This window comes from Rhizobium sp. B21/90, assembly GCF_019355815.1.
Lineage (GTDB): Bacteria > Pseudomonadota > Alphaproteobacteria > Rhizobiales > Rhizobiaceae > Rhizobium > Rhizobium rhododendri.
In genome coordinates this window covers 201,722-225,323 of the sequence record NZ_CP072165.1, presented here as the reverse complement: position 1 = coordinate 225,323, position 23,602 = coordinate 201,722, and the positions used below count along the sequence as shown (strand labels likewise).

Sequence of the window (23,602 nt, the reverse complement as noted above, 5' to 3'; positions counted from 1 at the left end):
TTCCTCCCATTTCAGTTTCGGCGGATTTGGCGATGTCAGTCAACTCGCCGCTGCAACCGGAGGCGCGCTACTCCTTCTGCCGGTAGACCTGATGACAGCTGCTGCAATCCGCGCCGAGCTGCTTCAATGCCGGGCCGAGGGCTGCAGCGTCTGCCGGCAGTTTCATGGCGATCATCTCGGCATCGGCCGAGAGCTTGTCGGCATGCGCCTTGAAGTCGGCCGGGTTTTCCCAGATCTTCGGGCTTGCGGCTTTGTCGGTCTTGTCCGAATCCGGCTTGAACTGGTCCGGGAAGGCCTTGGCCGTTTCCGAAATCGTCATGAGAGCGGCTTTCACTGCCGCTGCATCGTATGGCTTGTCGCCCTTTGCCATTGCCGCCATGATGCCGACGGAACCGCCGATCTTCTTCATCATGGCCTCGCGGGCAGGCTTGGTTCCCTCGTCAGCAGCGAAGGCGGCAGTCAATCCCATTGCAACGACGAATGTAGTCATCATCATTTTGGCGCGCATAGCTTTGTCTCCGATCGTGAGGAACTCTGTCCAGGTGGTGGCCGGAAAGGCACTGTCGGGCGTTTCGCGAACCTGCTGGCTGTCAACGACGAAGGGTCGAGGCCGCGCCATCGAGCGGGGGCGACCTCGGCTGGTTTCAGGGCGTGACTGTCAAGGTTGCAGCCATGCCAGCTTCATAGTGTCCCTTGATGTTGCAGAACACAAGGTAGCTGCCGGGCTTCAGATTGACCTTGAGCTCGCCGTTAGCGCCTGGCTTCAGGTCGGAGACTTCGCCAAGGCTCTTCAGCTGCTTCTCGTCGACCCGATGCTTGGCGGTGTTCAACGGGATCTTCTGGTCGGCCGACTTGAGCTTGACCACGATCATCTCGTGATTTTCCGTCGCTGCGTCGTTGTGAACAGAAAGGACAGCCGGGCCGGCCTTGACGGTCATCGGATCGAGCTTGAGACCCATGGCGCCCCCGCCCTCGCCGGTTTCAACCACCTTGATCGTCGTCTCGGCCCATGAGGGCGAAGCAAAGGCGACCAGAGTTACTGCCGCAACAGTGGCAAAAGTCATTTTCAAGACATTCATCGACAAGTCCTCCTTTTTGCACGGTGATTACCGTGCAAGCTTCATCGCGAGTGTTTATTACAAGAAGCTTACAGGGGCCAAGTTTAGTTAACAAGTCCCTGATTTCCTTGACTTGCGATGGCGAGCAACCTCGTAGAAACAAATACCGGCTTGCCCCAAGACGGATAGTTTTGCCTTCAGATGGTGACGCCTGTGCGACGGGCGATGAGATGATCGACGGACAGTCTTCCGGGCCCGCCGGCGATGATGACGAGGAAGCAGACAGCCCATGTGCCGTGGGTTGGCCAGGCGTCGGGATAGACGAAGATCTCGATGACCATAGTCATCCCCAGCAGCGCCAGTGCCGATAACCTGCTGGCAAACCCGATCACCAGCAGCAGCGGGAAAAAGTGTTCGGCAAATGCCGACAGGTGGGCTGCGAGCCATGGATCGACGAAAGGCAGCTTGTACTCGGTCTCGAACAGGTAGACGGCATTGTCGGTGACATGCCATCCTTCGACCTTCGTTTCACCCGACTGCCAGAAGACGGCAGCGATCGACAGCCGCGAAAGCAATGCGATTGCGTCGTGCGGAATACGATCGAGGAGACGCAGTATGGCGCGACTTTTCCCCAGCAGCGTGCGGTCCGGCCTTGCGGCCAGGGTCATATCGTCGGTCATGATGTGTCTCCAGATGGATCAGATGATTGCGGCGAAGGCACCGGATTGCAGGATGCCCGCGAGATTGGCGGACAGGTCGAAGTCTGGGGCCTCATTGATGGCAGCCACTGCCGCCGCCCCGAACGTTTGGCCTTCGGCCAGCGCCGTCACGAAGGTTGCTCCGCCCGGTGGCAGGCGGTGAATATTGACGATCATTTGCGGCCTGACGATCATCGCGTCTTCACCGCGCCAGTCGTCTATCGGCGCGAGCTCCAGTTCCCCCGCATTCATCGCCCAGATGGTAACGGCCGGAGTGGTGAAGCGCAGGACGGACATTGACGGATGCGGTCGGAGAATGACCCCGGCGAGATACTCCGGCGCAACCGTTGCAAGCTCTGCGCCGTCGAGCGGCATGCTGTCCCCGGCGTGATAGGCCATGCCGCGGGCAGCCTCCAGGCGGATGACATCGGGCAGATAGGCCAATTCTCGGGCCGGTTCGAACTCAACCACGAAGGCGGCAAAATCGTCACCATAGGCCAGAAGCAGGGGCGAAAGCGGTGGATGGCAGCGAACGAATTCAAGCGCCATGGCTGTAAAGAATGCCTCGCCGACGATCTCGACCGTGACCGGAAACCGCGCCGCCAACGCGCCCGTCAGGGCCATGGCAACGTTGTTGCGGTACACGCCGAACCGCCGTGCGGGATGCTGCGTGTTCCAGGCGGTCAGGCCGTCCGGCATGTCGTGGGGCGGGTTGCTCAGCGCGTTAGCAAACTGCGCCTGAGTGTCGAGGGACATGGCGGCCTCAGGCTGCGTGGCGGGTGGCGGCCCGTTGCAGGATTGCATCGGCCATTTCTGCTTCGGCACGCAAGATGGACCAGGAGGGAACGTCGTTGTCCCATTCCACCAGGCTCGCAATGGGGCCGGTGCGGGCAATTGCCTCTTCGTAGAGCGTCCAGACGGGATCCTTGACCGGCGTGTCGTGGCTATCGATCAGCAGCGGCGCGCCGGCGTCGTCGGTGGTTTCGGAATGGCCGCTCAGATGAATTTCGCGCACGGCCTGCAGCGGGAAGCGGGAAAGGTACTCGCGGGGGTTCATGTGATGGTTGGTGGAGGCGACGAAGACGTTGTTGACGTCGAGCAACAAGCCGCAGCCGGTGCGACGGACCAGTTCCGCAAGGAACTCGGTTTCGTCGATGCAGCTCTCCTCGAACAGCAGGTAGGTGGCCGGGTTTTCGAGCAGCATCTGGCGCTTCATCGTCGTCTGCACCTCGTCTATATGTTCTGCGACGCGGGCCAGCGTCTCCTCCGTATAGGGAAGCGGTAGCAGGTCGTTGAGGAAAACGCTGTCGTGGCTCGACCAGGCCAGGTGCTCGGAAAAGCTCTCCGGATCGTAGCGATCGCAGAGCATCTTGAGCCTGTAGAGATGCGCGGTGTCGAGCGCCTGCATCGAGCCGATGGAGAGGCCGACGCCATGGATCGACAGGGCATAATCCTCGCGCAGGCGGCCAAGGCGGGCATGCGGCGGTCCGCCGGCACCCATGTAGTTTTCGGCATGCACCTCGAAGAAGCCGATCGGCTGTCGCTCGGCATCGATGGCGGAAAAATGCTCCGGTTTGAAGCCGACGCCGGCACGGGGCGGCAGTGTGGGGGATTTCATGGCACTCTCCCTTCGATAACGGGGCGGCACGACAATCGTGCCGCCGCTCTTGGCTGAGGTCGCCTCGCAGTAGGCTCAGATAGGGGCCGGACCCTGGGTCAGCGTGCCGTGGCCCTTGGGCGTCGTCATCGTGACGCAGCTGCCGGCGGGAACGAGCTTCCAGGAGTTCTGCTGGTAGTCGACCTTGGAGGTACCGGCGCATGTGGTGCCGGCACCGGCGGCGCAATCGTTCTGGCCCTTGAGGGCGACGCCGTAGCATTTTTCCTTCTTGGCATCGGCGGCCGAGGCCGAGACGGCGCCGATGAGGCTCAATGCCGTTGCCAGAGAGGCGACGACGACGGTTGTCGTAAGGTTGGTCATGTCAAACTCCGATGAATGGATCGCTGTGCGGGCGTTTCGGCTCAGACCGGCTTCAGCATGCCGTGGCCATGCGGCGTCTTCATCGAGACGCAGGTGCCGGTCGGTACGAGCTTGAAGGATGCCTTGTCGTAGCTCATCGTCGACTTGCCGGCGCAATCGTGCTTGCCGGCGGCGCAGTCGTTCTGGCCTTTCATGGCGACGCCGTAGCACTTTTCCTTGGTGTCGGCGGCGAAGGCTGCAGGGGCGGCAATGGTTGCGAGTGCTGATGCCAGCGAGCCGGCCAGTGCCAGTGTAGCGATGCTGTTCTTCATAATTTTGTCTCCCGTCGATGAGCCGTGATTGGCTTGCAACAGGGACTACGGCGACGACCCGAGGGTTGTTACAGGCCGTTCGAAATCTTTTTGCAAACGGCCCTTGCCGTCCTGGCGAATGCGCGGGACAAGGCTTGGCTGCAAGGATATTGGCAGGGTGCAAAAGATTGTTGCAGCATCGGTAACAAGATCGTGCGTCTCGCCGTAGGGGATGATGTGGGTTGAATTATTCAGCGCGCGAAGAGCAATGGGCGGAGTGGATGCGCAGCGCCATCGAAGGCGACACGCAGGCCTACACCCGATTTCTGACGGCAGTGACACCTTATCTGCGAGCCATGGCGAGAAGACGCTGCGAGCAGCTTGGCGCGCCGCCGAGCGAAGCGGAAGATGTCGTTCAGGAAGTGCTTCTTGCTGTGCACCTGAAGCGGGGAACCTGGGACCCTGCCCGCCCCATCGGTCCATGGCTGTCGGTCATCGTCCGCAACAAGCTGATCGACAGCCTTAGGCGAAGGGGCCGCAGGGTCAACGTGCCGATCGAGGACGTCATCGAAACGCTCGAAGCCGAGCCGTCGAGCGATGGGTTCGACCGGCTCGACGCGGAACGGATGCTGCAGCATCTGAAGGATCCACAGCGCGACATAGTCCGCTCTATCTCCCTGCAGGGAACGAGCATTGGCGAAACGGCCGCAAGGCTGAAAATGACGGAAGGTGCAGTGCGCGTTGCGCTGCATCGGGCCCTGAAGTCTCTGGCCCTGTTCTATCGGAGTGAAACGCGTGAAGACGAATGATCTGATCAGCCTCCTGGCGGAAGACGCCCCGGTCCGCTTACGGCTCGGCCGCAGACTGGCGCTGGCGCTGGCGATCGGCATCGTTGCATCCGCCGTCCTGCTACTGTCGACCATCGGTATGCGTGCCGATATGGCGGATGCGATCGATACGGTGCGTGTCGCCTTCAAGCTGCTCTTGACACTGACATTGGCAATTATCGCCTGCGCCCTCGTCTTTCGGATCGGCCGCCCCGGTGCATCGCTGACGATCTCGCGCTGGTTGTTGCTGCCGCTTGCGGCGTTGGTCGTGGCAGTCGCCAGCGAATTGGTGGTCGTTCCCGAGGTCGCGTGGAAATCCAGCATGATGGGTCAACACGCCGCATTCTGCCTCATCTTCATCCCGGTATTGTCGCTTGTCCCGCTGGCAGGCTTCATGCTCGCCCTCCGCCATGGAGCGCCGGAAAGTCCGCGGCTGGCGGGCGCTGTCGCCGGCCTTGCGGCTGGCGGTATCGCGGCTGCCATCTATGCCTGGCACTGCCCCGACGACAGCCCTCTGTTCGTCGCATCCTGGTACATGATGGCCGTCACCCTCGTCACCGGCATCGGCGCACTGCTCGGCAACCGCTTGCTCCGGTGGTGAAATTACCAGGTGGGCGCCGCAGCATAGCTGCGACGCCCATTCTTCGGGGAGGAGAGCGGTAGATCAGGCCGCCTGCGCGGCTTTTTTGGTGCGGGCCCATTCCGGCAGCCATTCGCCGTGGGCTGCCAGCAGGTCGTCGACCAGCGACCAGATCTGGTCGAGATCGAGTTCGGCGGCTGTGTGCGGGTCCATCATGGCCGCATGGTAGATGTGCTCGCGGTTCTCCGTCATCAGCGCCTGGACCGTGAGTTCCTGGACATTGATGTTGGTCCGCATCAGCGCTGTCAGCTGCGGTGGCAGGGCGCCGATATAGGTCGGCTGGATGCCTGAGGCATCGACGAGGCAGGGAACTTCGGCGGCGCAATTGTTGGGCAGCGAGGTAATGCAGCCATTGTTGCGGACGTTGCCGTAGATCACCGAGGGTTCGCCGGTCCAGACCGAGTTGATGATCGACGAGGCGTATTCCTTCGACTGCGCGACTTCGATCTTGTCGGCGCTCCGGTATGTATCCGCCTGGCTTTGCCACTTGGCGATCTGCTCGATGCAGCGTTTCGGATATTCATCGAGCGGAATGCCGAATTTCTCGATCAGGTCCTCGCGACCTTCCTTGATGAAATAGGGTGTGTACTCCGCGAAATGCTCCGAGCTCTCGGTGACGAAATATCCGAGCCGCGTCAGCATCTCGTAGCGCACCTTGTTCGGGCAGCGTGGGTTCCATGTCGGTTTCGGTGCACGGCCTTCGCCATAGCCGCGCAACAGGTCCGGATAAAGATCGCGATAGGAGCCATCCGGCTGGCGATGCTCGAACTTCAGGAAGAAGGCCATGTGGTTGATGCCCGCCGAGCGGTAGCGGATTTCGTCGTAGGGGATCTCAAGATCTTCGGCGAGTTCCATCGCCGTGCCCTGCACGGAGTGGCAGAGGCCAACCTGCCTGATGGTCGGGTATTTCTCGGAGATCGCCCAGGTGTTGATCGCCATCGGGTTGACATATTGCAGCAGGATCGCGTCCGGGCAGACGGCCAGCATGTCTTCGCAGATCTTCCACAGATGCGGGACGGTGCGCAGGCCGCGCATGATGCCGCCGACGCCCAGCGTATCGGCGATGGTCTGGCGCAGGCCATATTTCTTCGGCACCTCGAAGTCGGTCACGGTGCAGGGTTCATAACCGCCGATCTGGAAGGCGACGACGACGAAATCCGCCTTGTCCAGCGCCCGGCGCTGATCGGTAAAGGTTTCGACCGTGGCCGAGGCGCCCAGCGTGGAGGCCAGCTTGCGGGCGACGATGGCGCTCTCTTCGAGACGCTGTGGATTGAGATCCATCAGCGCGATCTTGGCGCCCGAGAGCGCGGGACGCTGCAGCACGTCGCCGATGATATTCTTCATGAAGACGGTCGAACCGGCGCCGATGAAAGTGATTTTGGGGTTGTTTGCCATGTAAGCCTCCGGACAAAAAATGTTCAAGCTACCTCGAATGCGGCTTTGACGAGCCGTTCGGTGTAGGCGGTCTTGGGGTGGGAGAGGACGTCTTCGACGGGGCCCTGCTCGACGATATTGCCATTCTGCATGACGATCACGCGATGGCAAAGAGCGCGCACGACTTTCAGATCGTGCGAAATAAAGAGATAGCTGAGGCCGCGCTCGTCCTGCAGCTTGCGCAGCAGGTCGATGATCTGGGCCTGGACAGAAAGGTCCAGCGCCGATGTCGGTTCGTCGAGCAGGATGAATTCCGGCTCGAGAGCGATGGCCCGCGCGATGGCGATGCGCTGGCGCTGGCCACCGGAAAATTCATGCGGGAAGCGCGACAGGATGTTCGACGGCATGCCGGCCGATACCAGTGCCTCCTTCACCCGCGCCAGCCGTTCCGCCTTGTTGGCGCCGATGTTGTTGACGATCAGCCCCTCCTCGATGATCTGCCCGACCGGCATGCGCGGATTGAGCGATGAAAACGGATCCTGGAAGACGATCTGCATGCGTGAGCGCAGGGGCCGCATGTTGTTGCGCGAATGATCGTGGATCGGCTGGCGGTCGAAATAGATCTCCCCGCTATCGGCATTGATCAGCCGCAGCAGCGCTTGCCCGAACGTGGTCTTGCCGGAGCCGGATTCGCCAACGATGCCCAGCGTTTCATGCCGGCGCAATTCGAGGTCGAGGCCGCCGACGGCTACCAGCTCGCGCATCTCCGGCTTGAAGAAGGTGCCGTGCTTCAGCATGAAGGAAACGCGCACGGACTTGGCTTCGAGGATCGGCTCGCAGCCTTCCGGCAGCGGCTTGGCGTGCCCCTTCGGCTCGGAGCCGAGCAGATGGCGGGTGTACGGGTGCTGCGGATTGGCGAACAGCTGCGCCGTCGTGTTGTGCTCGCGCATTTCGCCAAGCTGCATCACGTAGACGTAGTCGGAAAACTGTTTGACCACTGTCAGGTCGTGGGTAATCAGGATCACCGCCATGCCGAGTTGCTTCTGCAGGTCGCGGATCAGGTTGAGGATCTGCGCCTGCACCGTGACGTCGAGCGCTGTCGTCGGCTCGTCGGCGATCAGCACGTCCGGATCGTTGGCAAGTGCCATTGCGATCATCACCCGCTGCCGCTGGCCGCCCGAAAGTTGATGCGGATATTGGTTGAGCCGGGCCTTCGGGTCCGGAATCTGTACCTTTTCCAGTAGTTCGAGCGCCCGCTTGTAGGCATCCTGCCGGCTGACCCGGCGATGGACGCGGATGGCTTCGACGATCTGGCTGCCGATGGTGTAGATCGGGTTGAGCGAACTCATCGGCTCCTGGAAGATCATCGAGATCCGGTCACCGCGCAGCTTGCGGCGTTCGCGCTCGGAGAATTTCAGCACGTTTCGCCCGTCATAGGCGACGGTCGACTGCGGTGCGACGATGGCGCGCTTGGTGAGCAGGCCCATGACGGTGCGGGCGGTGACGGACTTGCCGGACCCGGATTCGCCGACGATCGCAATGGTCTCGCCACGGTAGAGTTGAAAGGAGATATCCTTTACGGCCTCGACGATACCGTCCTCGACCTTGAAATTGACCGCGACATTGCGGGCATCGATGATCGGCGCTGTCGTTCGGCCCGGATGATCGAGCCGCAGCACGGGAGCGAAATTTTCGAAGACGGAAAGAGGCATGGAGCGTCTTCCTTCAGTAGGGATCGACAGCATCGCGCAGACCGTCGCCGAGCGCATTGAACGCAAAGACGGTGACGAGCACGAAGGCGACGGGGGTGAGGATCCAGGGATAGGAGCCAATGACCGAATAGGTCGAGGTATCCTGCAGCATCAGGCCCCAGGAGATCAGCGGCGGCTTGACGGCGAAACCGAGGAAGCCAAGGAAGGATTCGAGCAGCACGACGCTCGGGATGGCGAGCGTCACTGAGACGATGACATGGCTCATGACGTTGGGGAAAATGTGCTGCATGATGATGCGCCGGTCGGTGGCGCCGACGGCCATTGCCGCCCGGACATAGTCGATGCGGGCGAGCGCCAGCGTCTTGCCGCGCACCTCGCGCGACATCTGCGCCCAGCCGAGTGCCGACATGACGAAGATGACGAAGGCGAGGAAGACATTGGTCGGCGCGGTGACCGGGATCAGCGACGTCAGCGCCAGATAGAGCGGCAGTTGCGGAAAGGCCAGCACGAGGTCGACGAAGCGCTGCATCCAGGCATCGAACGTGCCGCCGAAATAGCCGGACACCATGCCAACAGTCGTGCCGACGACGGTGACGATGAACACGACGGTGAGCGCGATCATCAGCGACACGCGCGATCCGTAGATGGCGCGCGACAGCACGTCGCGGCCGAACTTGTCGGTGCCGAGGAAATGCACCGCCTGTCCATCCGTCGAGCCGAACAGATGGCGGTCGCCGGGGATCAGGCCGAACAGGTCGTAGCTGTCACCCTTGACGAACAGGCCGATCAGTCGCGGATTGTTGTAGTCCGGACCGACGACGGGCTGGAACGTGACGGGGTCGAGGGCATCGGTTTCAGCAAGCGCGTAAACGCGTGGCTGGAGCACAAGGCCGCCATCCTTGTCGTGGAAGCTGATGATCTGCGGCGGTGCGAAGCCGCTGTCAGTGGCCTTCGGATCCATCGGCGCCACGAATTCGGCGAAGATCGACATCAGTAGCAGCAGTGCGACCAGAACCAAGCCGCCCATGCCTGTCCACGAGCGCTTCAGCCGGCGCCAGACGAGGGCCGGGTAACTCTCGTTGCCGCCTCTCAGCTTGACCTTTTCGACCTGAGGTTCGACGACTGGCTGGGGCAAGTCCGTTTTGATGAAGGCACCCATCAGAAAGCTCCTCCCTGTTGGCGAACGCGGGGATCGAGCAGGGCCAGCAGCAGGTCGGCGATGATGTTGCCGACGATCAGGGTGGCCGACAGCACCATCATGAAGGTCGCCGTGACATAGACGTCACCAACGGCCATAGACCCGACAATGGCCGGGCCGACGGTCGGGAGCGCGAAGATAATCGCCGTCTCGATCTCGCCGGTGAGCATGTAGGGCAGCACGACGCCCTGGTACATGACCAGCGGATGCAGTGCATTCGGCACTGCGTGGCGCATGACGACGGCAGCGCCGCTCAATCCCTTGGCGCGTGCAGTCTCGACATACTGGGCATTCAGCGTATCCAGCAGATTACCGCGCATGATGCGCATGTTGTAGGCGAGGCCGCCGAAAGTGGCGATGGCGACGACCGGCCAGACGTGATGGATGAGGTCTCCGAGTTTGGCGAAGGACCACGGTGCGCCGCCATATTGCGGCGAATAGAAGCTGCCGATTTCCGCGACATTGAGCTGGAAGACCAGCAGATAGACGATAATCAATGCCATCAGGAAGCGCGGCACCGTCATGCCGAGGAAGGCGACCGCCGACAGCACGCTGTCGATCCAGCTATACTGGCGGGTGGCGGCGATGATGCCGAAGGAAATACCGAGGATCGAAGCGAGGATATGACAGACAAGCGCCAGGATCAGCGTTCTCGGAAGACGCTCGCCGACCACATCGGCCACCGGCTTGTTGTAATACATGCTGTAGCCGAAATCGCCGCGGGTGACGATGCCGCCGATCCAGTTCAGGTATTGCACCGGCAGCGATTTATCGAGGCCGTGCTCAGTGCGATAGGCCTGCGCCTGCGCATCGGCCTGCGCGAAGGAGGCGCCGCCCTGGTTCATAGCCTGCGAGCGGATATAGTCGGCGTAGTCGCCCGGCGGCGCCTGGATGATGGTGAAGGTCACCAGGCTGAGGATGAACAGGATCGGTATCGCCGAGGCGATGCGGACCATTAGAAATCGCAACATGGGATTTTTCGCTTCTCTTGTTGCCGTCTGACAGTTCGGGTTTGTGGAACGGACTGCATGTTTCAGAGATATCCGGCCGCCTTGCTCTGCGGCCGGATATCTCACTGCCTTGGGAGGCTAGTCTATCGGCCCCTTGCCGCCCGGCGCGCCCGGCAGTTGTTGCGGGAAGAGCTCGTATTTACCCTGCTTGTCGGCCGCCACGAAGATGCGCTCGCGGATGATCGCGTCCTCCGCCCAGTTGAACATGAAGATCGGCGTTCCCTGGGGAATGTTCGAGAAGCGCTTGTTGATGATGAGCGCACCCGGATACTCGGTCAGGCCGACGGTGTTGACGTTTTCGGTGTAGATCTTCTGGTACTGCTTCATCAGGCTGGTGCGCTCATCGTTGTCCTGGGTGGTGATGAACTTGCGGACGACATCGACAAGCTGCTGCTCGAAGGGCATCAGGTCGAGTTCGCCGCTTTCCGGCGACCGATGATGGAAGCTCGTCCGTGGGCCGATTGGCGCAAGCTGCTCGGTGTTCTGGACCACCGAAGACAGTTCGGTGTGATTGCGCATGATCATCCAGTCAAAACGACCGGCGTAATTGGCGTCGTCGCGCTTGGTGCCGGTCTGTGAGTTGAGGATCACGCGGATCCCGAGCTTCTCCATCTGGGCGATCACGCCCTCGGCAAGGCTCTTGTCGGTGCCGTAGTCGTTGTTGACCAGCAGCACGATCTCGACATCCTTGCCGCCTGCAGTGCCAGCCGGAAAGTTGACGATGCCGTCGCCATCGGTATCCTTCAGCCCGGCCTTGGCGAGTTCGGCCTTGGCTGCGGCGAGATCATAAGGGTAGTAAACCGTGGACTGGCGGTCGTAAAAGCTGGTGCCGGAGGAGAGCCCGCCGGGATAGATCGCCGTGAACGGCCCCTTGACCAGGGACTCGCCGATGGCCTTGCGATCGAGCGCCATCGTCACCGCCTTGCGGAAGTCGAGATTGCGGTTCAGTTCGCGGATGGCCTGCTCGCGTGCATCCGGCTGTCCCCAGCCGTTGGCGGAGAAGTTCATGGAGAGGTTATAGCCCGTCAGGCGCGGACCGAAGGCGAGGCGCGCCGGTGCATCCGGTTGGGCAGCCCGTTTCAGCGAGGCGACGAAATTTTCAGGCTGCTCGAGGTTGGAGATATCGCCGGAGCCGGCCACGGCCTGCACGTCGCGATCCGCCCATGTCGAGAGCTTGTAGTGGGCCTCGTTGAGATAGGGCAGCTGGTTACCCTTCTCGTCGACCTTCCAGTAATAGGGATTGCGGCGCATGACGATGATGTCGTCAGGGCGGTATTCGACCGGCACCCAGGCGCCCATCACAGGCATGTTCATGAATTCCGGCGGGAAGGCATTCTTGAATTGGTCGTAGGTGTTCTTCGAGTATTTCGGATGCTGCGGCTTCAGGATATGCGACGGACCCGGGCAGAAGGTGCCGTAGGCCATGGCGAACAGATATTGCCGCGGGAATGCTTCCTTGAACGTCCACTCGATAGTGTAGTCATCGACCTTCTTGAGCGTCGTGCCGACCCCGAATGTCTCGGGCGTGGCGCCGTTCAGCGGCGAGACGTTGGGGTCCACCACTTCGTCGTCCCAATAGAACATCACGTCGTCGGCGTTGAAGGCGACGCCGTCGGACCATTTGGCGCCCTCGATCAGGTGCATGGTCAGCTTGTGGCCATCCGGCGACCAGTCCCAGCTCTTGGCAAGGTTCGGCAGCGGCTCGGTATCCTTTGCCTCGACCTGGAACAGCGGCGCGGTGCGCGTCAGGCATTCGGACAGGCCGATATCGATGCCGCCCCAGCCCTGGCTCTGGCCTGCACCGTAGTTCCAGCCTTCCGGCCGGCCGCCGATGACATGGCGCAGCGTGTCGCCGTAGACGCCGATGCCGTCGGTCATGTTGCCGGTCTTGTAGACCATCGGCTCCTTCGGCAGGCGGTCCTTGACGGGCGGCAGCTTGCCGGTCTTGACGAACTTTTCCGTCATCCAGTCCGGCTCGTGATATTCGGGCAGCGCCTTGAATTCGAGGATGGAGTCGCGCGCGACATACTTAATCTTGCCTTCGGCCGGAAAAGTCGGCGCGACCGGCGCAATTGTCGGCTCGGCGGCATGGGCGTTCATCGCGATGACGGACGCCGCAAGCGCCAGACCCGCTGCCAGGCTGATGGATCGGAAATGGCTCATTGTCTCTCCCCTTGTCGTGAACTGCCTCCTTCAAAGACAGCTCCGCTCCTCCAAATCAGGGCGTACGGTATGAGCGGGCGCCTCTCCTCAAGCGCTCCGCCGCCGTTCGTCCCTGCAATCTCAACTGGCCTGTTTCAGGCTGGCCTTTTCTACGCGCAGTTCCTCGATCGACCGGACATTGCGTGTCGCCGCGCCCTTCCAGTCGCCTGTCTTGACCTTCGATCGCGAAAGCCTTTCCTTCGCAGGCTCGATGGCATCGGCATATTGCGGCAACCAGCGCGCCTGGGCGACCACCATTTCGTCGACCATCTGCCAGACCTCTTCCGGCGTCGAGACAGCACCGACGAGCGGATCGTGCAAGACGGCCAGCTTCAAAAGGTCGATGTCGCCGGTGACGGCAGCATGGACAGACATCCGCTGGACGTTGATCGAGGCGATGCAGGTGGCGGCGCAAGCTTCCGGCAGCGTGATGCTGGCCACCATGTTGATGCCGAAGCGATCGACGAAGCCGGGCGACTCGATAATCGCATCGGCCGGCAGATTGGTAATGATGCCATTGTTCTTGACGTTGAAGTGTCCGCGATAGACCCGGTTGGTCTCCAGCGCTTCGAGGATATGGCTCGCATGCTCGTTGGAGCGGCGGGCCGGATCTATCGGTGCGGAAGCGGATTCGAGGATCTGGTCGAATTCGGTTTCGAACCAGTTGCGCGTCTCCGTCGAGTGGCGCAGGTAGCCGCCGGTCTCGCCGTGGATCCAGTCCGACATGTCGATCCACTTGCCGATCTCTTCAGGCCGCTTGCGGTACCACGGCAGGTATTCGGACAGATGGCCGTTGCTCTCGGTCGAATAGACCCCGAAGCGCTTCAGCACGTCGATGCGCAGCTTTTCCTGCTGCGAGAAGACGGGATGCGCTTCGAAAGCGGCGACCAATTCGTCCTTGCCGATCTTGCGGCCCCTGAGCCTGAGGTCGACGAACCAGGTCTGGTGGTTGATGCCCGAGCAGATGTAGTCCAGTTCGTCCTTGGACGTGGCTCCAAGCACTTCGGCGATCTGTTCCGCGCCGTGCTGGACGCCGTGGCAGAGGCCGACGGTGTCGACCTTGCCGTATTCGATAGCCGCCCAGGTGTTCATCGCCATCGGGTTGGCGTAGTTCAGGAACTTCGCACCTGGCTCGGCAACCTCGCGGATATCCTTGCAGAAATCGAGTATGACAGGAATATTGCGCTGGCCGTAAAGAATTCCGCCGGCGCAGATCGTATCGCCAACGCACTGGTCGATGCCGTATTTCAAAGGGATGCGGATATCGTCGGCATAGGCTTCGAGGCCGCCGACGCGCACGCAGCTGATGATGTAGCGGGCACCCTCGATCGCCTCGCGGCGATTGGTCGTGGCGGTCACCCGGGTCGGCAGCTTGCTGCTTTCGACGATGCGATCGAGGATCGCCTTGATCATCCCGAGATTGTGTTCGCTGAGGTCCGTCAGCGCGAATTCGACGTCGTGGAACTCCGGAATGCAAAGGATGTCGGTGAAAAGCTTCTTCGTGAAGCCGACACTGCCTGCGCCGATAATTGCGATTTTGAAACTCATGATCCTCACCCTGTCTGTCAAGCGAACGATGCGCGACTGCATCCGCTGCAACCTCGCCCGTCGTCTCCAGCGGCCTCGCATCGCTGCAGGCTCGCGTCCCCCCGCCTCTCCTCGGCGGATCGTTCGGTACTCTTGTCTGGCCGGGATTATGCCGATTATGCATCGTGCGACCAGAGAACTATTATGCTTTCAAGGGTAATTTTGTGCTGTCGAAACGATCTCCCATTACCCGCCTGATCGCCGCCGGTGGAAGGGCAATCGAGCCTTTTCTCGCCGCAACGCAATCTCTGGACAGACGGCGCGCTCGTCCCGTAAGCTGCCTCATCGGTACTTCACGACAACGGCCTGGCACTGCAGATGAACAAGATGGATAAACCGGCAGCCCACGACGGTCAGACCTTCGCTCCTTCGCAACTCGGCGTGCGGCTGCGGCTGGCGCGGCAGACATTGGGAATGACGCTGAAGGCGCTGTCGACAGCTGCGGACTGCTCGGAAAGCCTGTTGTCGAAGATCGAGAACGGCAAGGCGTCGCCATCGTTGCCGATGCTGCACCGGCTGGTGGGGGTGCTTGGCACCAATATCGGCTGGATGTTCGAGGAGGCCGACGGCGACGAGGGTATCATCTTCCGGGCCGGCGACAGGCCGCTGATCGCGCTCGATCCGCTGCGCCGTGGCGAAGGCATTTCCCTCGAGCGCGTCATCCCCTATTCTGCAGGCCACCTGCTTCAGTGCAACATCCATCACATCGAGGCCGGCGGCGAGAGTGCCGGTCCCATCCAGCATGCGGGCGAGGAAGTCGGATATCTCCTCGCCGGGGAAATCGAGTTGATGGTCGGCGAACGGACCTTTCGGCTTGCGCAAGGCGATAGTTTCGTCTTCAAATCGGAAATGCCGCACTGGTACCGCAACGTCGGCAGCGAGCGTGCCAGTATTTTCTGGGTCAACACACCGGCGACCTTCTAGCTTCCGGGAGGTTCTTCATTTCGGCGGCTAAAGCTAATTCAAGTATCTTGACAATCATTCAAGTCTCTTGAATTATGATTGGGCTTGAAGCCAATGAGCCCGGTCACGGGCCTATCCGAAAAGGGGAACTACATGCGATTTTCCAGATATCTGATGGCCTGCACGGCAGCCATCGCGGTGACGATGGCCGTCGGCTCGGCCGCAGCCTCCGCCAAGACGTTCGCGCTCGTCACCATCAACCAGCAGGCGCTGTTCTTCAACCAGATCAATGACGGCGCCAAGGCTGCGGCCAAGACCGCCGGCGCCGACCTGGTTATCTTCAACGCCAACAACGTCCCCAGCGCCCAGAACGACGCAATCGAAAATTACATCACCCAGAAGGTCGACGGTATCATCCTCGTCGCCATCGACGTCAACGGCGTCAAGCCGGCCGTCACTGCCGCCGAGAAAGCCGGCATCCCGGTCATCGCCATCGATGCGCAGATCCCCGACGGCGATAACATTGCCTTCGTCGGCGTCGACAATACCAAGGCCGGCAGCGATATCGGCAAGTTCTATGCGGACTACGTCAAGGCCAACATGAAGGGGTCGGCCAAGATCGGCGTCGTCGGCGCACTCAATTCGTTCATCCAGAACCAGCGCCTCGACGGCTTCAAGAAGGCTGTTACCGACAGCGGCGAGAAGGTCACCTTCCTCGACACCGTCGATGGCCAGAATGTCCAGGACGTGGCCTTGAGCGCCGCTGAAAACCTGATGACCGCCAATCCCGACATGACGACGCTCTATGCCACCGGCGAACCGGCCCTGCTCGGCGCCGTGTCGGCCGTCACCAGCCAGGGTCGCACCGGGGACATCAAGGTATTCGGTTGGGACCTCACCAAGCAGGCGATCGAAGGCATCGATGCCGGTTGGGTTGCGGGCGTTATCCAGCAGGATCCGGCCGGCGAAGGCAAGGCTGCCGTCGAAGCGCTCGACAAGATCTCCAAGGGCGGCTCGGTCGACAAGATCATCAACGTCCCGGTCACCATTGTCACCAAGGACAATGTCGACAAGTTCAAGGACATGTTCAAGTAAGATCTCCCGAACCGTGTGACCGCGGCCGGCAACAGCCGCGGTCAAATTGACAGCCGTGGAGCAACGCTCCCTGTCAGGTGAAATCATATGACCAATGCCGATACCTACCGCGTCAGGATGACCGGTATCTCCAAGCGCTACAACACGATCCAGACCCTCGACAATGTGTCGCTGAACCTGAAGCCGGGAGAAGTCCTCGGTCTCGTCGGCGACAACGGGGCGGGCAAGTCGACCCTGAGCAAGGTACTCTCTGGCGCCGTTATTCCGGACGCTGGCACCATCGAGATAGACGGCAAGACCGTCAGCTTCGCCTCGCCGGCCGATTCCCGTGCTGCACGCGTCGAGATGGTCTACCAGGACCTCTCGCTCTGCGACAGCGTCGACGTTGCCGGCAACATATTCCTCGGTCGCGAGCCGCGGCGACACATCGCCGGCGTCCCGTTCCTCGACAACAGGAAAATGCACGACGAGGCCCGCGACATGCTCGAGCGGCTTGGCATCGTCATTGCCGATACGCGGCTGAAGGTTGAAAATCTCTCCGGCGGACAGCGTCAGTCGATCGCCATCGGCCGTGCGGCGTCCTTCAATCCTTCGGTCCTGATCATGGACGAGCCGACGGCAGCGCTTGCCGTTGCCGAGGTCGAGGCCGTGCTCGAATTGATCCGCACGGTCAGCGCTCGCGGCGTCAGCGTCATCCTCATCACCCATCGGCTGCAGGACCTGTTCCTCGTCTGCGACCGCATCCAAGTGATGTACGAGGGCCGCAACGTTGCAGAGCGGCGGATCGAGGACACCAGCATCGAAGAGGTCGTCAACCTGATTGTCGGCCGCAAGTTCAACGCCCGCTCCGCCGGCCACAAAGACCAGGGGATCCCGGCATGACCGTCTCCACTACCGAACCCTCCCTGCACGCCGCTGCACCGCCGCGCGTCCACAAGACCCGGCTGCGCGACAAGGCGATGGCGAATGGCAGCATCATCTCGATTGCGCTGTTCTTCCTCGTCGTCTGTATCGTCTTCTCGGTTGCAACAGGCGCTTTCCTGACGGCGCCCAATCTGCTCAACGTCGTGCGCCAGTCGGCACCGCTGCTGATCGTCGCCGCTGCTATGACATTCGTCATCACAACGGGTGGCATCGATCTCTCCGTCGGCTCCGTGTTGGCGCTGACATCGACGCTCTCGGCGGCCTCGTTGCAGGCGGGCATTCCGTGGCCTGTGGTCGTAGTGCTGATGCTGGCCCTCGGCGGCTTCGTCGGTGCGCTGCAGGGCTTCTTCATCGCCTATGAGCGCATCCCGTCCTTCATCGTCACGTTGGCCGGCCTCTCGGTAATTCGCGGGCTCGCCCTGCTAATCACCGGCGGCTATTCGATCCCGGTCGATGCGGAAAACCCGTTCACCGCTCTCGGCCGGGCCTGGTTCCTCGGTGTCCCCGTGCCGGCGCTGATCGCTCTCGTCATTCTCGTCGTCAGTTTTATCGTCTTCAACCAGACGCCGTTCGGTCGCTATGTGACCGGCGTCGGGGCCAATGCCGAGGCAGTGCGCCGCGCCGGCGTCAACACCCGCCTGACGACGCTGCTGGTCTACGTAATTTCCGGCACCGCTGCAGCTGCTGCCGGCATCATCCTTGCTGCCCGTCTGGGTTCCGGTTCGTCGAATGCCGGCCAAGGCTTCGAACTGGATGTCATCGCCGCGGTGGTGCTCGGCGGCACCAGCCTGTTCGGCGGTCGCGGCACGATCCTCGGCACCGTACTCGGCGCCCTCACCGTCGCGGTCATTGCCAACGGCTTGATCCTTGCGCACATGTCTCCCTTCCTGACGCCAATCGTGACCGGCTCCATCATCCTGATCGCCATCTGGCTGAATTTCCGCATCTTCAAGGGTGCCGTGAGGAGCCGCTGAGACATGGATCACCTGTTCGATACAAAGCCCGTCGAACGCGCGGGGATCGGTGTGCGCTCCGGCACGGCGATGACGGTGCTCGGGCCTGTCGCGGTGGACGACCTCGGGGTCACGCTGATGCACGAGCACATCCTGCTCGACGGCGCCAGCACCTGGAAATGCCCGTGCCATCCCGACGAAAAGCTGATCGCCGAGCAGCCGGTCAATATCGAGATCGTCGGCGAGCTCAGGATGAACCCCTACATGAACCGCGACAACGTCTCGCTCGACGACAGCGACTTGGCGCTCACGGAACTGAAGAAGTTCCAGGCGCTCGGTGGCCATACCGTCGTCGAGGCGACGAATATCGGCATCGGCCGCGACCCCCCGAAGCTCGCCCGTATATCGCGCATGTCCGGCATGAAGATCATCATGGGCACCGGCTTCTATCTGCAGCATACGCATCCGGAATGGCTGAAGGCTATGGATGTCGAGGCGGTGACTGAGTTCATCGTCAACGATGTCGGTGGTGGCGAGACGCAGCCGGAAATCATGGCCGGCATTATCGGTGAGGTCGGCGTCAGCAAGGACTTCACCTCCGAGGAGCTGAAGTCGCTGCAGGCCTCGGCGCGCGCATCGCGGATCACCGGCCTGCCCCTGACCATCCACCTGCCCGGCTGGGAGCGGCTCGCTCACAAGGTGCTCGACGTCGTCGAGGAGGAAGGGGCCGATCTCAGGCACACTGTGCTCTGCCATATGAACCCCAGCCACAGCGACCTGCCCTACCAGAAGAGCCTCGCCGAGCGCGGCGCCTTCCTGGAATACGACATGATCGGCATGGACTATTACTATGCCGACCAGGATGCACAGTCGCCGTCCGACGAGGAGAATGCCCGCGCTCTGCGCTCGCTGATCGACATGGGTTTCGTCGACCGGCTGCTGCTGTCGCAAGACGTGTTCCTGAAGATCATGCTGACCCGCTATGGCGGGTTCGGATATGGCTTCATCCTCAAGCATTTCGTGCCGCGGCTGAAGCGCCACGGCGTCGATCAGGCCTCCATCGACCGGATGCTGGTCGATAATCCGAAATCGGTTTTTTCCGCGGCCACCTGAGCCGCAATCGCAATCTATCGAAGGAGTAAAGCATGCCCAAGAAGAAGGTTCTTCTCGCCGGCGAATCCTGGGTGTCGACCGCCACCCACATCAAGGGCTTCGACCAGTTCCCGACCGTCACCTACCACACCGGCGCCGACGAGTTGCTGACCGCCCTGAAGGACAGCGATTTCGACGTCACCTTCATGCCGGCCCATGAGGCCCAGCGGGATTTCCCGCAGACCATCGAGGCGCTTTCGGCCTACGATGCCATCGTTCTGTCGGATATCGGCGCCAACACGCTGCTGCTGCATCCCGATACATGGATCCATTCCAAGCCGACCCCAAACCGCCTGCGCCTGCTGCGCGACTACGTCGGCAACGGCGGTGGCCTGCTGATGTTCGGCGGCTACTACAGCTTCCAGGGTATCAATGGCGGCGCCCGCTATCACAATACGCCGATCGAGGATGTGCTGCCGGTCGATTGCCTCTCGGTCGATGACCGCGTCGAGGTACCGGAAGGCTTTGCACCGGCGGTCAACGGTTCAGAGGACCACCCCATCCTCAAGGGTCTCGGCAAGGACTGGCCAATCCTGCTCGGTTTCAACGAAGTTACGGTGAAGCCCGGTGCCGAAGTTTTGGCGACCGTTTCGACGGACTATGGTTCGCTGCCGCTGCTGGTTGCCGGCTCTTACGGCAAGGGTCGGACCGTCGCCTGGACATCGGATGTCGGCCCCCACTGGCTGCCGCAGAGCTTCATCGCGTGGAGCGGCTACAAGACCCTGTTCGAGCAGATGCTGGCCTGGGCAACCACCAAGGATTGATCCATGCGCGTCCACGTCGTCGGCAATGTCTGCATCGACACCACGTTCCGCCTCGACCGTTTTGCGCGGCCGGGGGAAACGCTGAATGCCGACGGCCATAGCGATGGCATCGGCGGCAAAGGGGCCAACCAGGCGGTCGCGGCCGCCCGGACAGGTGCTCCGGTCGACTTTCTCGCTGCCACCGGCACGGATGCTGCGGCCAGAACCATCCGCGAGATGCTGTCGGAGGAATTCGACACAGCACTGATGCCGGCCCTGGAGCTGCCGACCGACCGCTCCACGATCATGGTCGATGCCAGCGGTGAAAACATTATCGTCAGCGGCGTCACATGCGCTGAGGCCTTTGATCCCCTGCTTCAAACCGGCCTCGCGGCCTCGATCGGGGATCAGGATATCGTGCTGTTGCAGGGAAACCTGCGCGCCGATGTGACAATCGCCTGTCTGAAGGCCGCCAAGGCGAGCGGGGCAACGACAGTGTTCAATCCAAGCCCACTCGCACCGGGCAGCAGTCCGGACCTTGCGGCGGCCGATATCGTGATTGTCAACGAGGGTGAGGCTGCCGAGATTTCGGGGCATGCCGATCCGCGGGAGGCCGCCCGTGATCTCATCTCCCGGGGCGCAGGCTCCGTCGTCATTACGCTCGGCGCGCGCGGTTGCCTTGTTGTCGACAGGGCGGGAGGCGCGCCGGACTGGGTCGAAGGCCTGCGCGCCGATGTCGTCGATACCAGCGGTGCGGGCGATGTCTTTTGCGGCTGTGTCGCCGGATGTCTTGCGCAAAAGATCCCACTCGGTCATGCCGTCCGCATTGCCACGGCTGCTGCGGCACTGTCCGTCGGCCGCACCGGTACAATGCAGTCCTGCCCCAGCCAGCAGGAGATGGCACACCTTATCGATATGGAAATGGAAACGGAAAACACATGACAGCCCCTACGAACCGCATCGGCCAGGTTGCCGACAACGTGCTGGTCTCCCTGTTCGGAAAGCCCAAGGCCGTCATCGGTGTCGTCCATCTGATGCCGCTGCCGGGATCGCCCCGCTACGACGGCGAGACGGTGGAAGCGATCTACCAGCGCGGCCTCGATGACGCAAAAGCCTATCTGCACGGCGGATGCGACGGTGTGATCGTCGAGAACCACGGCGACATTCCCTTTGCCAAGCCGGACGATATCGGCCCGGAAACGTCGGCCTACATGTCTGTGGTTTCCGACCGCATCCGCCGCGAACTCGGCCGACCCATCGGCATCAACGTGTTGGCCAACGCCTCGATCCCGGCGCTGTCGATTGCCAGCGCCTCGGGTGCCGGCTTCGTTCGCGTCAATCAATGGGCCAACGCCTATGTCGCCAATGAAGGCTTCATCGAGGGCGAGGCCGCGCGCGCCATGCGGTTCCGCGCCAAGTTGCGTGCCAACGGAATCCGTATTTTCGCCGATGCCCATGTCAAGCACGGCGCCCATGCTATCGTTGCTGACCGTCCGGTCGAGGAGCAGGTCAAGGATCTCGTGTTCTTCGACGCCGATGCGATTATCGCCACCGGACAGCGCACGGGCCATGCAGCTGACCTCGGCTACATCAGGATGATCAAGGAGGCCGCCGGCCTGCCGACATTGGTGGGCAGCGGCGTCACGCCCGACAACGTCAACGACATTCTCGGCATCGTCGACGGTGTCATCGTCGCAAGTTCGCTGAAGTATGACGGCGTCTGGTGGAACCCGGTCGAACTGTCGCGCGTCCAGTCATTCATAGCGGGCATCAGGGCGTGACATCGGCTTCCATCAACGGCAAACGGTTGCTGGCCCGAATGCAGGCCTTTGCCGCAATCGGAGCCACGCCTGCCGGTGGTGTCAACCGCCAGGCGCTGAGCGATGGCGATCGCCAGGCTCGCCGGCTGCTGGCGGAACTCGCGCTGGCACGCGGTTTCGGCGTTTTCCAGGACAGCATGGCCAATCTGTTCATCCGGCGGGAAGGCCGCAACGCGGTGCATGCGCCGGTGCTGATCGGAAGTCACCTCGACAGCCAGCCGACGGGCGGCCGGTTCGATGGTGCGCTGGGCACACTGTCGGCGTTCGAGGTACTGGAATCGCTGGAAGATTTCGACGTAGATACCGAGGTTCCGGTCGAAGTCGTCGCCTGGACCAACGAAGAGGGCAGCCGATTTTCGCCTGGGGCGATGGGCTCGATGGCCTTTGCCGGCGCCGCCGACCCCGCAGAGTGGGACTCTCTTTCAGGTGCCGACGGTGGCTCCTTTGCCGACGAACTCGCCGCCACTCTCTCGGCGCTGCCGGAAGCCACGATGCGCCCGCTCGGCACGCCGGTGTCGCGTTATCTCGAATTGCACATCGAACAGGGGCCATCCCTGGAGGCGGAAAATATTCCTATCGGCGTCGTCACCGGTGTGCAGGGCACGCGCTGGCTGCAGGTGACGTTCTCCGGACAGGCTGGACACGCCGGCACCACGGCTCTTGCCTATAGACGCGATCCGATGGTGGCAGCCGCTTCCGCCCTGCACGAGTTGCAGGCAACCGTGATGCACAACGATGCGCATGCGCGGTTGACCGTCGGTCGGATAGCCATCCATCCGGGCTCCATAAACGCCATTCCGGACTCGGTTGCCTTCAGCGTCGATATCCGCCATCCCGACCCAAACAGGCTGGATGGCATCGAGGCCGAGGTCCGCAGTGTCTGCGACAGTCGAGCCATTGCCGAGAGATGTAGCTGCAGCATCCTCCAGACCTTCGATATGCCGTCGGCGACCTTCTCGCCTATCGTCACCGGTGCCGTCGAGGCGGCAGCGACAAGCCTTTCACTGACATCCAAGCGTATGGTCTCCGGCGCCTTTCATGACGCCCTGTTCCTCGCCCGCGTAGCCCCGTCGGCGATGATTTTCGTCCCCTGCCGCGATGGCTTGAGCCACAACGAGGCGGAATATGTTGCCCCAGAGCACATCGTGACGGGCGCCCGCGTCATGTTCGAAGCAACGCTGTTGCTGGCCAATTCGATGACAGCTGCCGTTTGATCCATCGTTCGCAGTCAACCGGCGCACAATCTGCAGACGACGTGTTGACGCGGCCTCAAATCTGAGGCGTCATCGGCATGGATGGCTCGTGCCCGCGGTCGGTGCCGGGTCGGGCAAGGCATCATGACAGAGTGAGTTTGCAACGGGGGAGTTCGGAACCTATCGTCGAAGCTGTAGTTTAATTTTCAACCACTACAGAAACCTCGTCAATTCCGGGCTCGCGT

General features: G+C 61.8%; 24 protein-coding genes. 11 read left to right on the top strand and 13 right to left on the bottom strand.

Annotated elements, in window-relative coordinates; translation table 11 throughout:
- Nucleotides 1-67: 67 nt before the first annotated feature.
- From J5278_RS29075 to J5278_RS29045, 7 genes are all read right to left on the bottom strand, one after another.
- Entirely contained in the window at nt 68-508 is a 441-nt protein-coding gene (locus J5278_RS29075) for a cytochrome c (protein WP_142825079.1), read from the bottom strand.
- 136 nt (nt 509-644) lie between these two features.
- Nucleotides 645-1,064 (bottom strand): plastocyanin/azurin family copper-binding protein, encoded by a 420-nt coding sequence (locus J5278_RS29070; protein ID WP_142829468.1) that lies wholly within the window; start codon nt 1,062-1,064, stop codon nt 645-647.
- A 191-nt stretch (nt 1,065-1,255) separates the two neighbouring features.
- Nucleotides 1,256-1,726 (bottom strand): DoxX family protein, encoded by a 471-nt coding sequence (locus J5278_RS29065; protein WP_247749376.1) that lies wholly within the window; start codon nt 1,724-1,726, stop codon nt 1,256-1,258.
- 30 nt (nt 1,727-1,756) lie between these two features.
- A complete protein-coding gene (locus J5278_RS29060; RefSeq protein ID WP_209185533.1) occupies nt 1,757-2,512 on the bottom strand; it encodes a DNA-binding domain-containing protein in 756 nt (251 codons plus the stop codon).
- A 7-nt stretch (nt 2,513-2,519) separates the two neighbouring features.
- Nucleotides 2,520-3,374, bottom strand: coding sequence for a DUF692 family multinuclear iron-containing protein (locus tag J5278_RS29055; RefSeq protein ID WP_209185532.1), 855 nt, complete (start codon nt 3,372-3,374; stop codon nt 2,520-2,522).
- Nucleotides 3,375-3,449: 75 nt separating this feature from the next.
- Nucleotides 3,450-3,734, bottom strand: coding sequence for a DUF2282 domain-containing protein (locus J5278_RS29050; RefSeq protein ID WP_142825082.1), 285 nt, complete (start codon nt 3,732-3,734; stop codon nt 3,450-3,452).
- Nucleotides 3,735-3,775: 41 nt separating this feature from the next.
- The gene (locus J5278_RS29045; RefSeq protein WP_209185531.1) at nt 3,776-4,045 is read right to left on the bottom strand and encodes a DUF2282 domain-containing protein; all 270 of its coding nucleotides are present in this window, start codon (nt 4,043-4,045) and stop codon (nt 3,776-3,778) included.
- Nucleotides 4,046-4,266: 221 nt separating this feature from the next.
- On the opposite strand from J5278_RS29045, the gene J5278_RS29040 reads away from it, so the two are divergent.
- A complete protein-coding gene (locus J5278_RS29040) occupies nt 4,267-4,833 on the top strand; it encodes a sigma-70 family RNA polymerase sigma factor (RefSeq protein ID WP_209185530.1) in 567 nt (188 codons plus the stop codon).
- On the top strand, nt 4,820-5,452 hold the full coding sequence (locus J5278_RS29035; protein ID WP_209185529.1) for an NrsF family protein: 633 nt from the start codon (nt 4,820-4,822) through the stop codon (nt 5,450-5,452). Before J5278_RS29040 ends, J5278_RS29035 begins: the two co-directional genes overlap by 14 nt.
- 63 nt (nt 5,453-5,515) lie before the next feature.
- On the opposite strand, the gene J5278_RS29030 is transcribed toward J5278_RS29035, so the two are convergent.
- The 6 genes from J5278_RS29030 to J5278_RS29005 form a co-directional block, all read right to left on the bottom strand.
- A complete protein-coding gene (locus tag J5278_RS29030) occupies nt 5,516-6,886 on the bottom strand; it encodes an alpha-glucosidase/alpha-galactosidase (protein WP_209185528.1) in 1,371 nt (456 codons plus the stop codon).
- A gap of 23 nt (nt 6,887-6,909) precedes the next feature.
- Complete coding sequence (locus J5278_RS29025) at nt 6,910-8,577, bottom strand: ABC transporter ATP-binding protein (RefSeq protein ID WP_209185527.1); 1,668 nt, start codon at nt 8,575-8,577, stop codon at nt 6,910-6,912.
- 13 nt (nt 8,578-8,590) lie between these two features.
- Nucleotides 8,591-9,736: an ABC transporter permease gene (locus J5278_RS29020; protein WP_247749362.1), complete on the bottom strand. Its 1,146-nt coding sequence runs from the start codon at nt 9,734-9,736 to the stop codon at nt 8,591-8,593.
- Nucleotides 9,736-10,746, bottom strand: a complete 1,011-nt coding sequence (locus tag J5278_RS29015; protein ID WP_142829403.1) for an ABC transporter permease — start codon at nt 10,744-10,746, stop codon at nt 9,736-9,738. Before J5278_RS29015 ends, J5278_RS29020 begins: the two co-directional genes overlap by 1 nt.
- A 117-nt stretch (nt 10,747-10,863) precedes the next feature.
- On the bottom strand, nt 10,864-12,948 hold the full coding sequence (locus J5278_RS29010) for an ABC transporter substrate-binding protein (protein ID WP_209185526.1): 2,085 nt from the start codon (nt 12,946-12,948) through the stop codon (nt 10,864-10,866).
- A 120-nt stretch (nt 12,949-13,068) separates the two neighbouring features.
- Nucleotides 13,069-14,535 (bottom strand): alpha-glucosidase/alpha-galactosidase, encoded by a 1,467-nt coding sequence (locus J5278_RS29005; protein WP_209185525.1) that lies wholly within the window; start codon nt 14,533-14,535, stop codon nt 13,069-13,071.
- Between the two features lie 357 nt (nt 14,536-14,892).
- Between J5278_RS29005 and J5278_RS29000 the strand changes: the two genes are divergently transcribed.
- The 9 genes from J5278_RS29000 (at nt 14,893) to J5278_RS28960 (ending at nt 23,378) form a co-directional block, all read left to right on the top strand.
- A complete protein-coding gene (locus tag J5278_RS29000) occupies nt 14,893-15,498 on the top strand; it encodes a cupin domain-containing protein (protein ID WP_142829398.1) in 606 nt (201 codons plus the stop codon).
- A 132-nt stretch (nt 15,499-15,630) separates the two neighbouring features.
- Complete coding sequence (locus J5278_RS28995; protein WP_219259471.1) at nt 15,631-16,572, top strand: substrate-binding domain-containing protein; 942 nt, start codon at nt 15,631-15,633, stop codon at nt 16,570-16,572.
- A gap of 87 nt (nt 16,573-16,659) precedes the next feature.
- The gene (locus tag J5278_RS28990) at nt 16,660-17,454 is read left to right on the top strand and encodes an ATP-binding cassette domain-containing protein (RefSeq protein WP_142829394.1); all 795 of its coding nucleotides are present in this window, start codon (nt 16,660-16,662) and stop codon (nt 17,452-17,454) included.
- Between the two features lie 77 nt (nt 17,455-17,531).
- Nucleotides 17,532-18,470 carry an ABC transporter permease gene (locus J5278_RS28985; RefSeq protein ID WP_257623520.1) on the top strand — a complete coding sequence of 313 codons (939 nt, stop codon included), beginning with the start codon at nt 17,532-17,534 and terminating at the stop codon, nt 18,468-18,470.
- Nucleotides 18,471-18,473: 3 nt separating this feature from the next.
- Nucleotides 18,474-19,562: a phosphotriesterase gene (locus tag J5278_RS28980; protein ID WP_209185522.1), complete on the top strand. Its 1,089-nt coding sequence runs from the start codon at nt 18,474-18,476 to the stop codon at nt 19,560-19,562.
- Nucleotides 19,563-19,594: 32 nt separating this feature from the next.
- Entirely contained in the window at nt 19,595-20,365 is a 771-nt protein-coding gene (locus J5278_RS28975; RefSeq protein ID WP_142829388.1) for a glutamine amidotransferase, read from the top strand.
- Nucleotides 20,366-20,368: 3 nt separating this feature from the next.
- Nucleotides 20,369-21,286, top strand: coding sequence for a ribokinase (locus tag J5278_RS28970; protein ID WP_209185521.1), 918 nt, complete (start codon nt 20,369-20,371; stop codon nt 21,284-21,286).
- A complete protein-coding gene (locus J5278_RS28965) occupies nt 21,283-22,125 on the top strand; it encodes a BtpA/SgcQ family protein (protein WP_209185520.1) in 843 nt (280 codons plus the stop codon). The genes J5278_RS28970 and J5278_RS28965 overlap by 4 nt, the downstream gene beginning before the upstream one ends.
- Nucleotides 22,122-23,378: a Zn-dependent hydrolase gene (locus J5278_RS28960; RefSeq protein WP_257623513.1), complete on the top strand. Its 1,257-nt coding sequence runs from the start codon at nt 22,122-22,124 to the stop codon at nt 23,376-23,378. The genes J5278_RS28965 and J5278_RS28960 overlap by 4 nt, the downstream gene beginning before the upstream one ends.
- Nucleotides 23,379-23,602 lie beyond the last annotated feature (224 nt).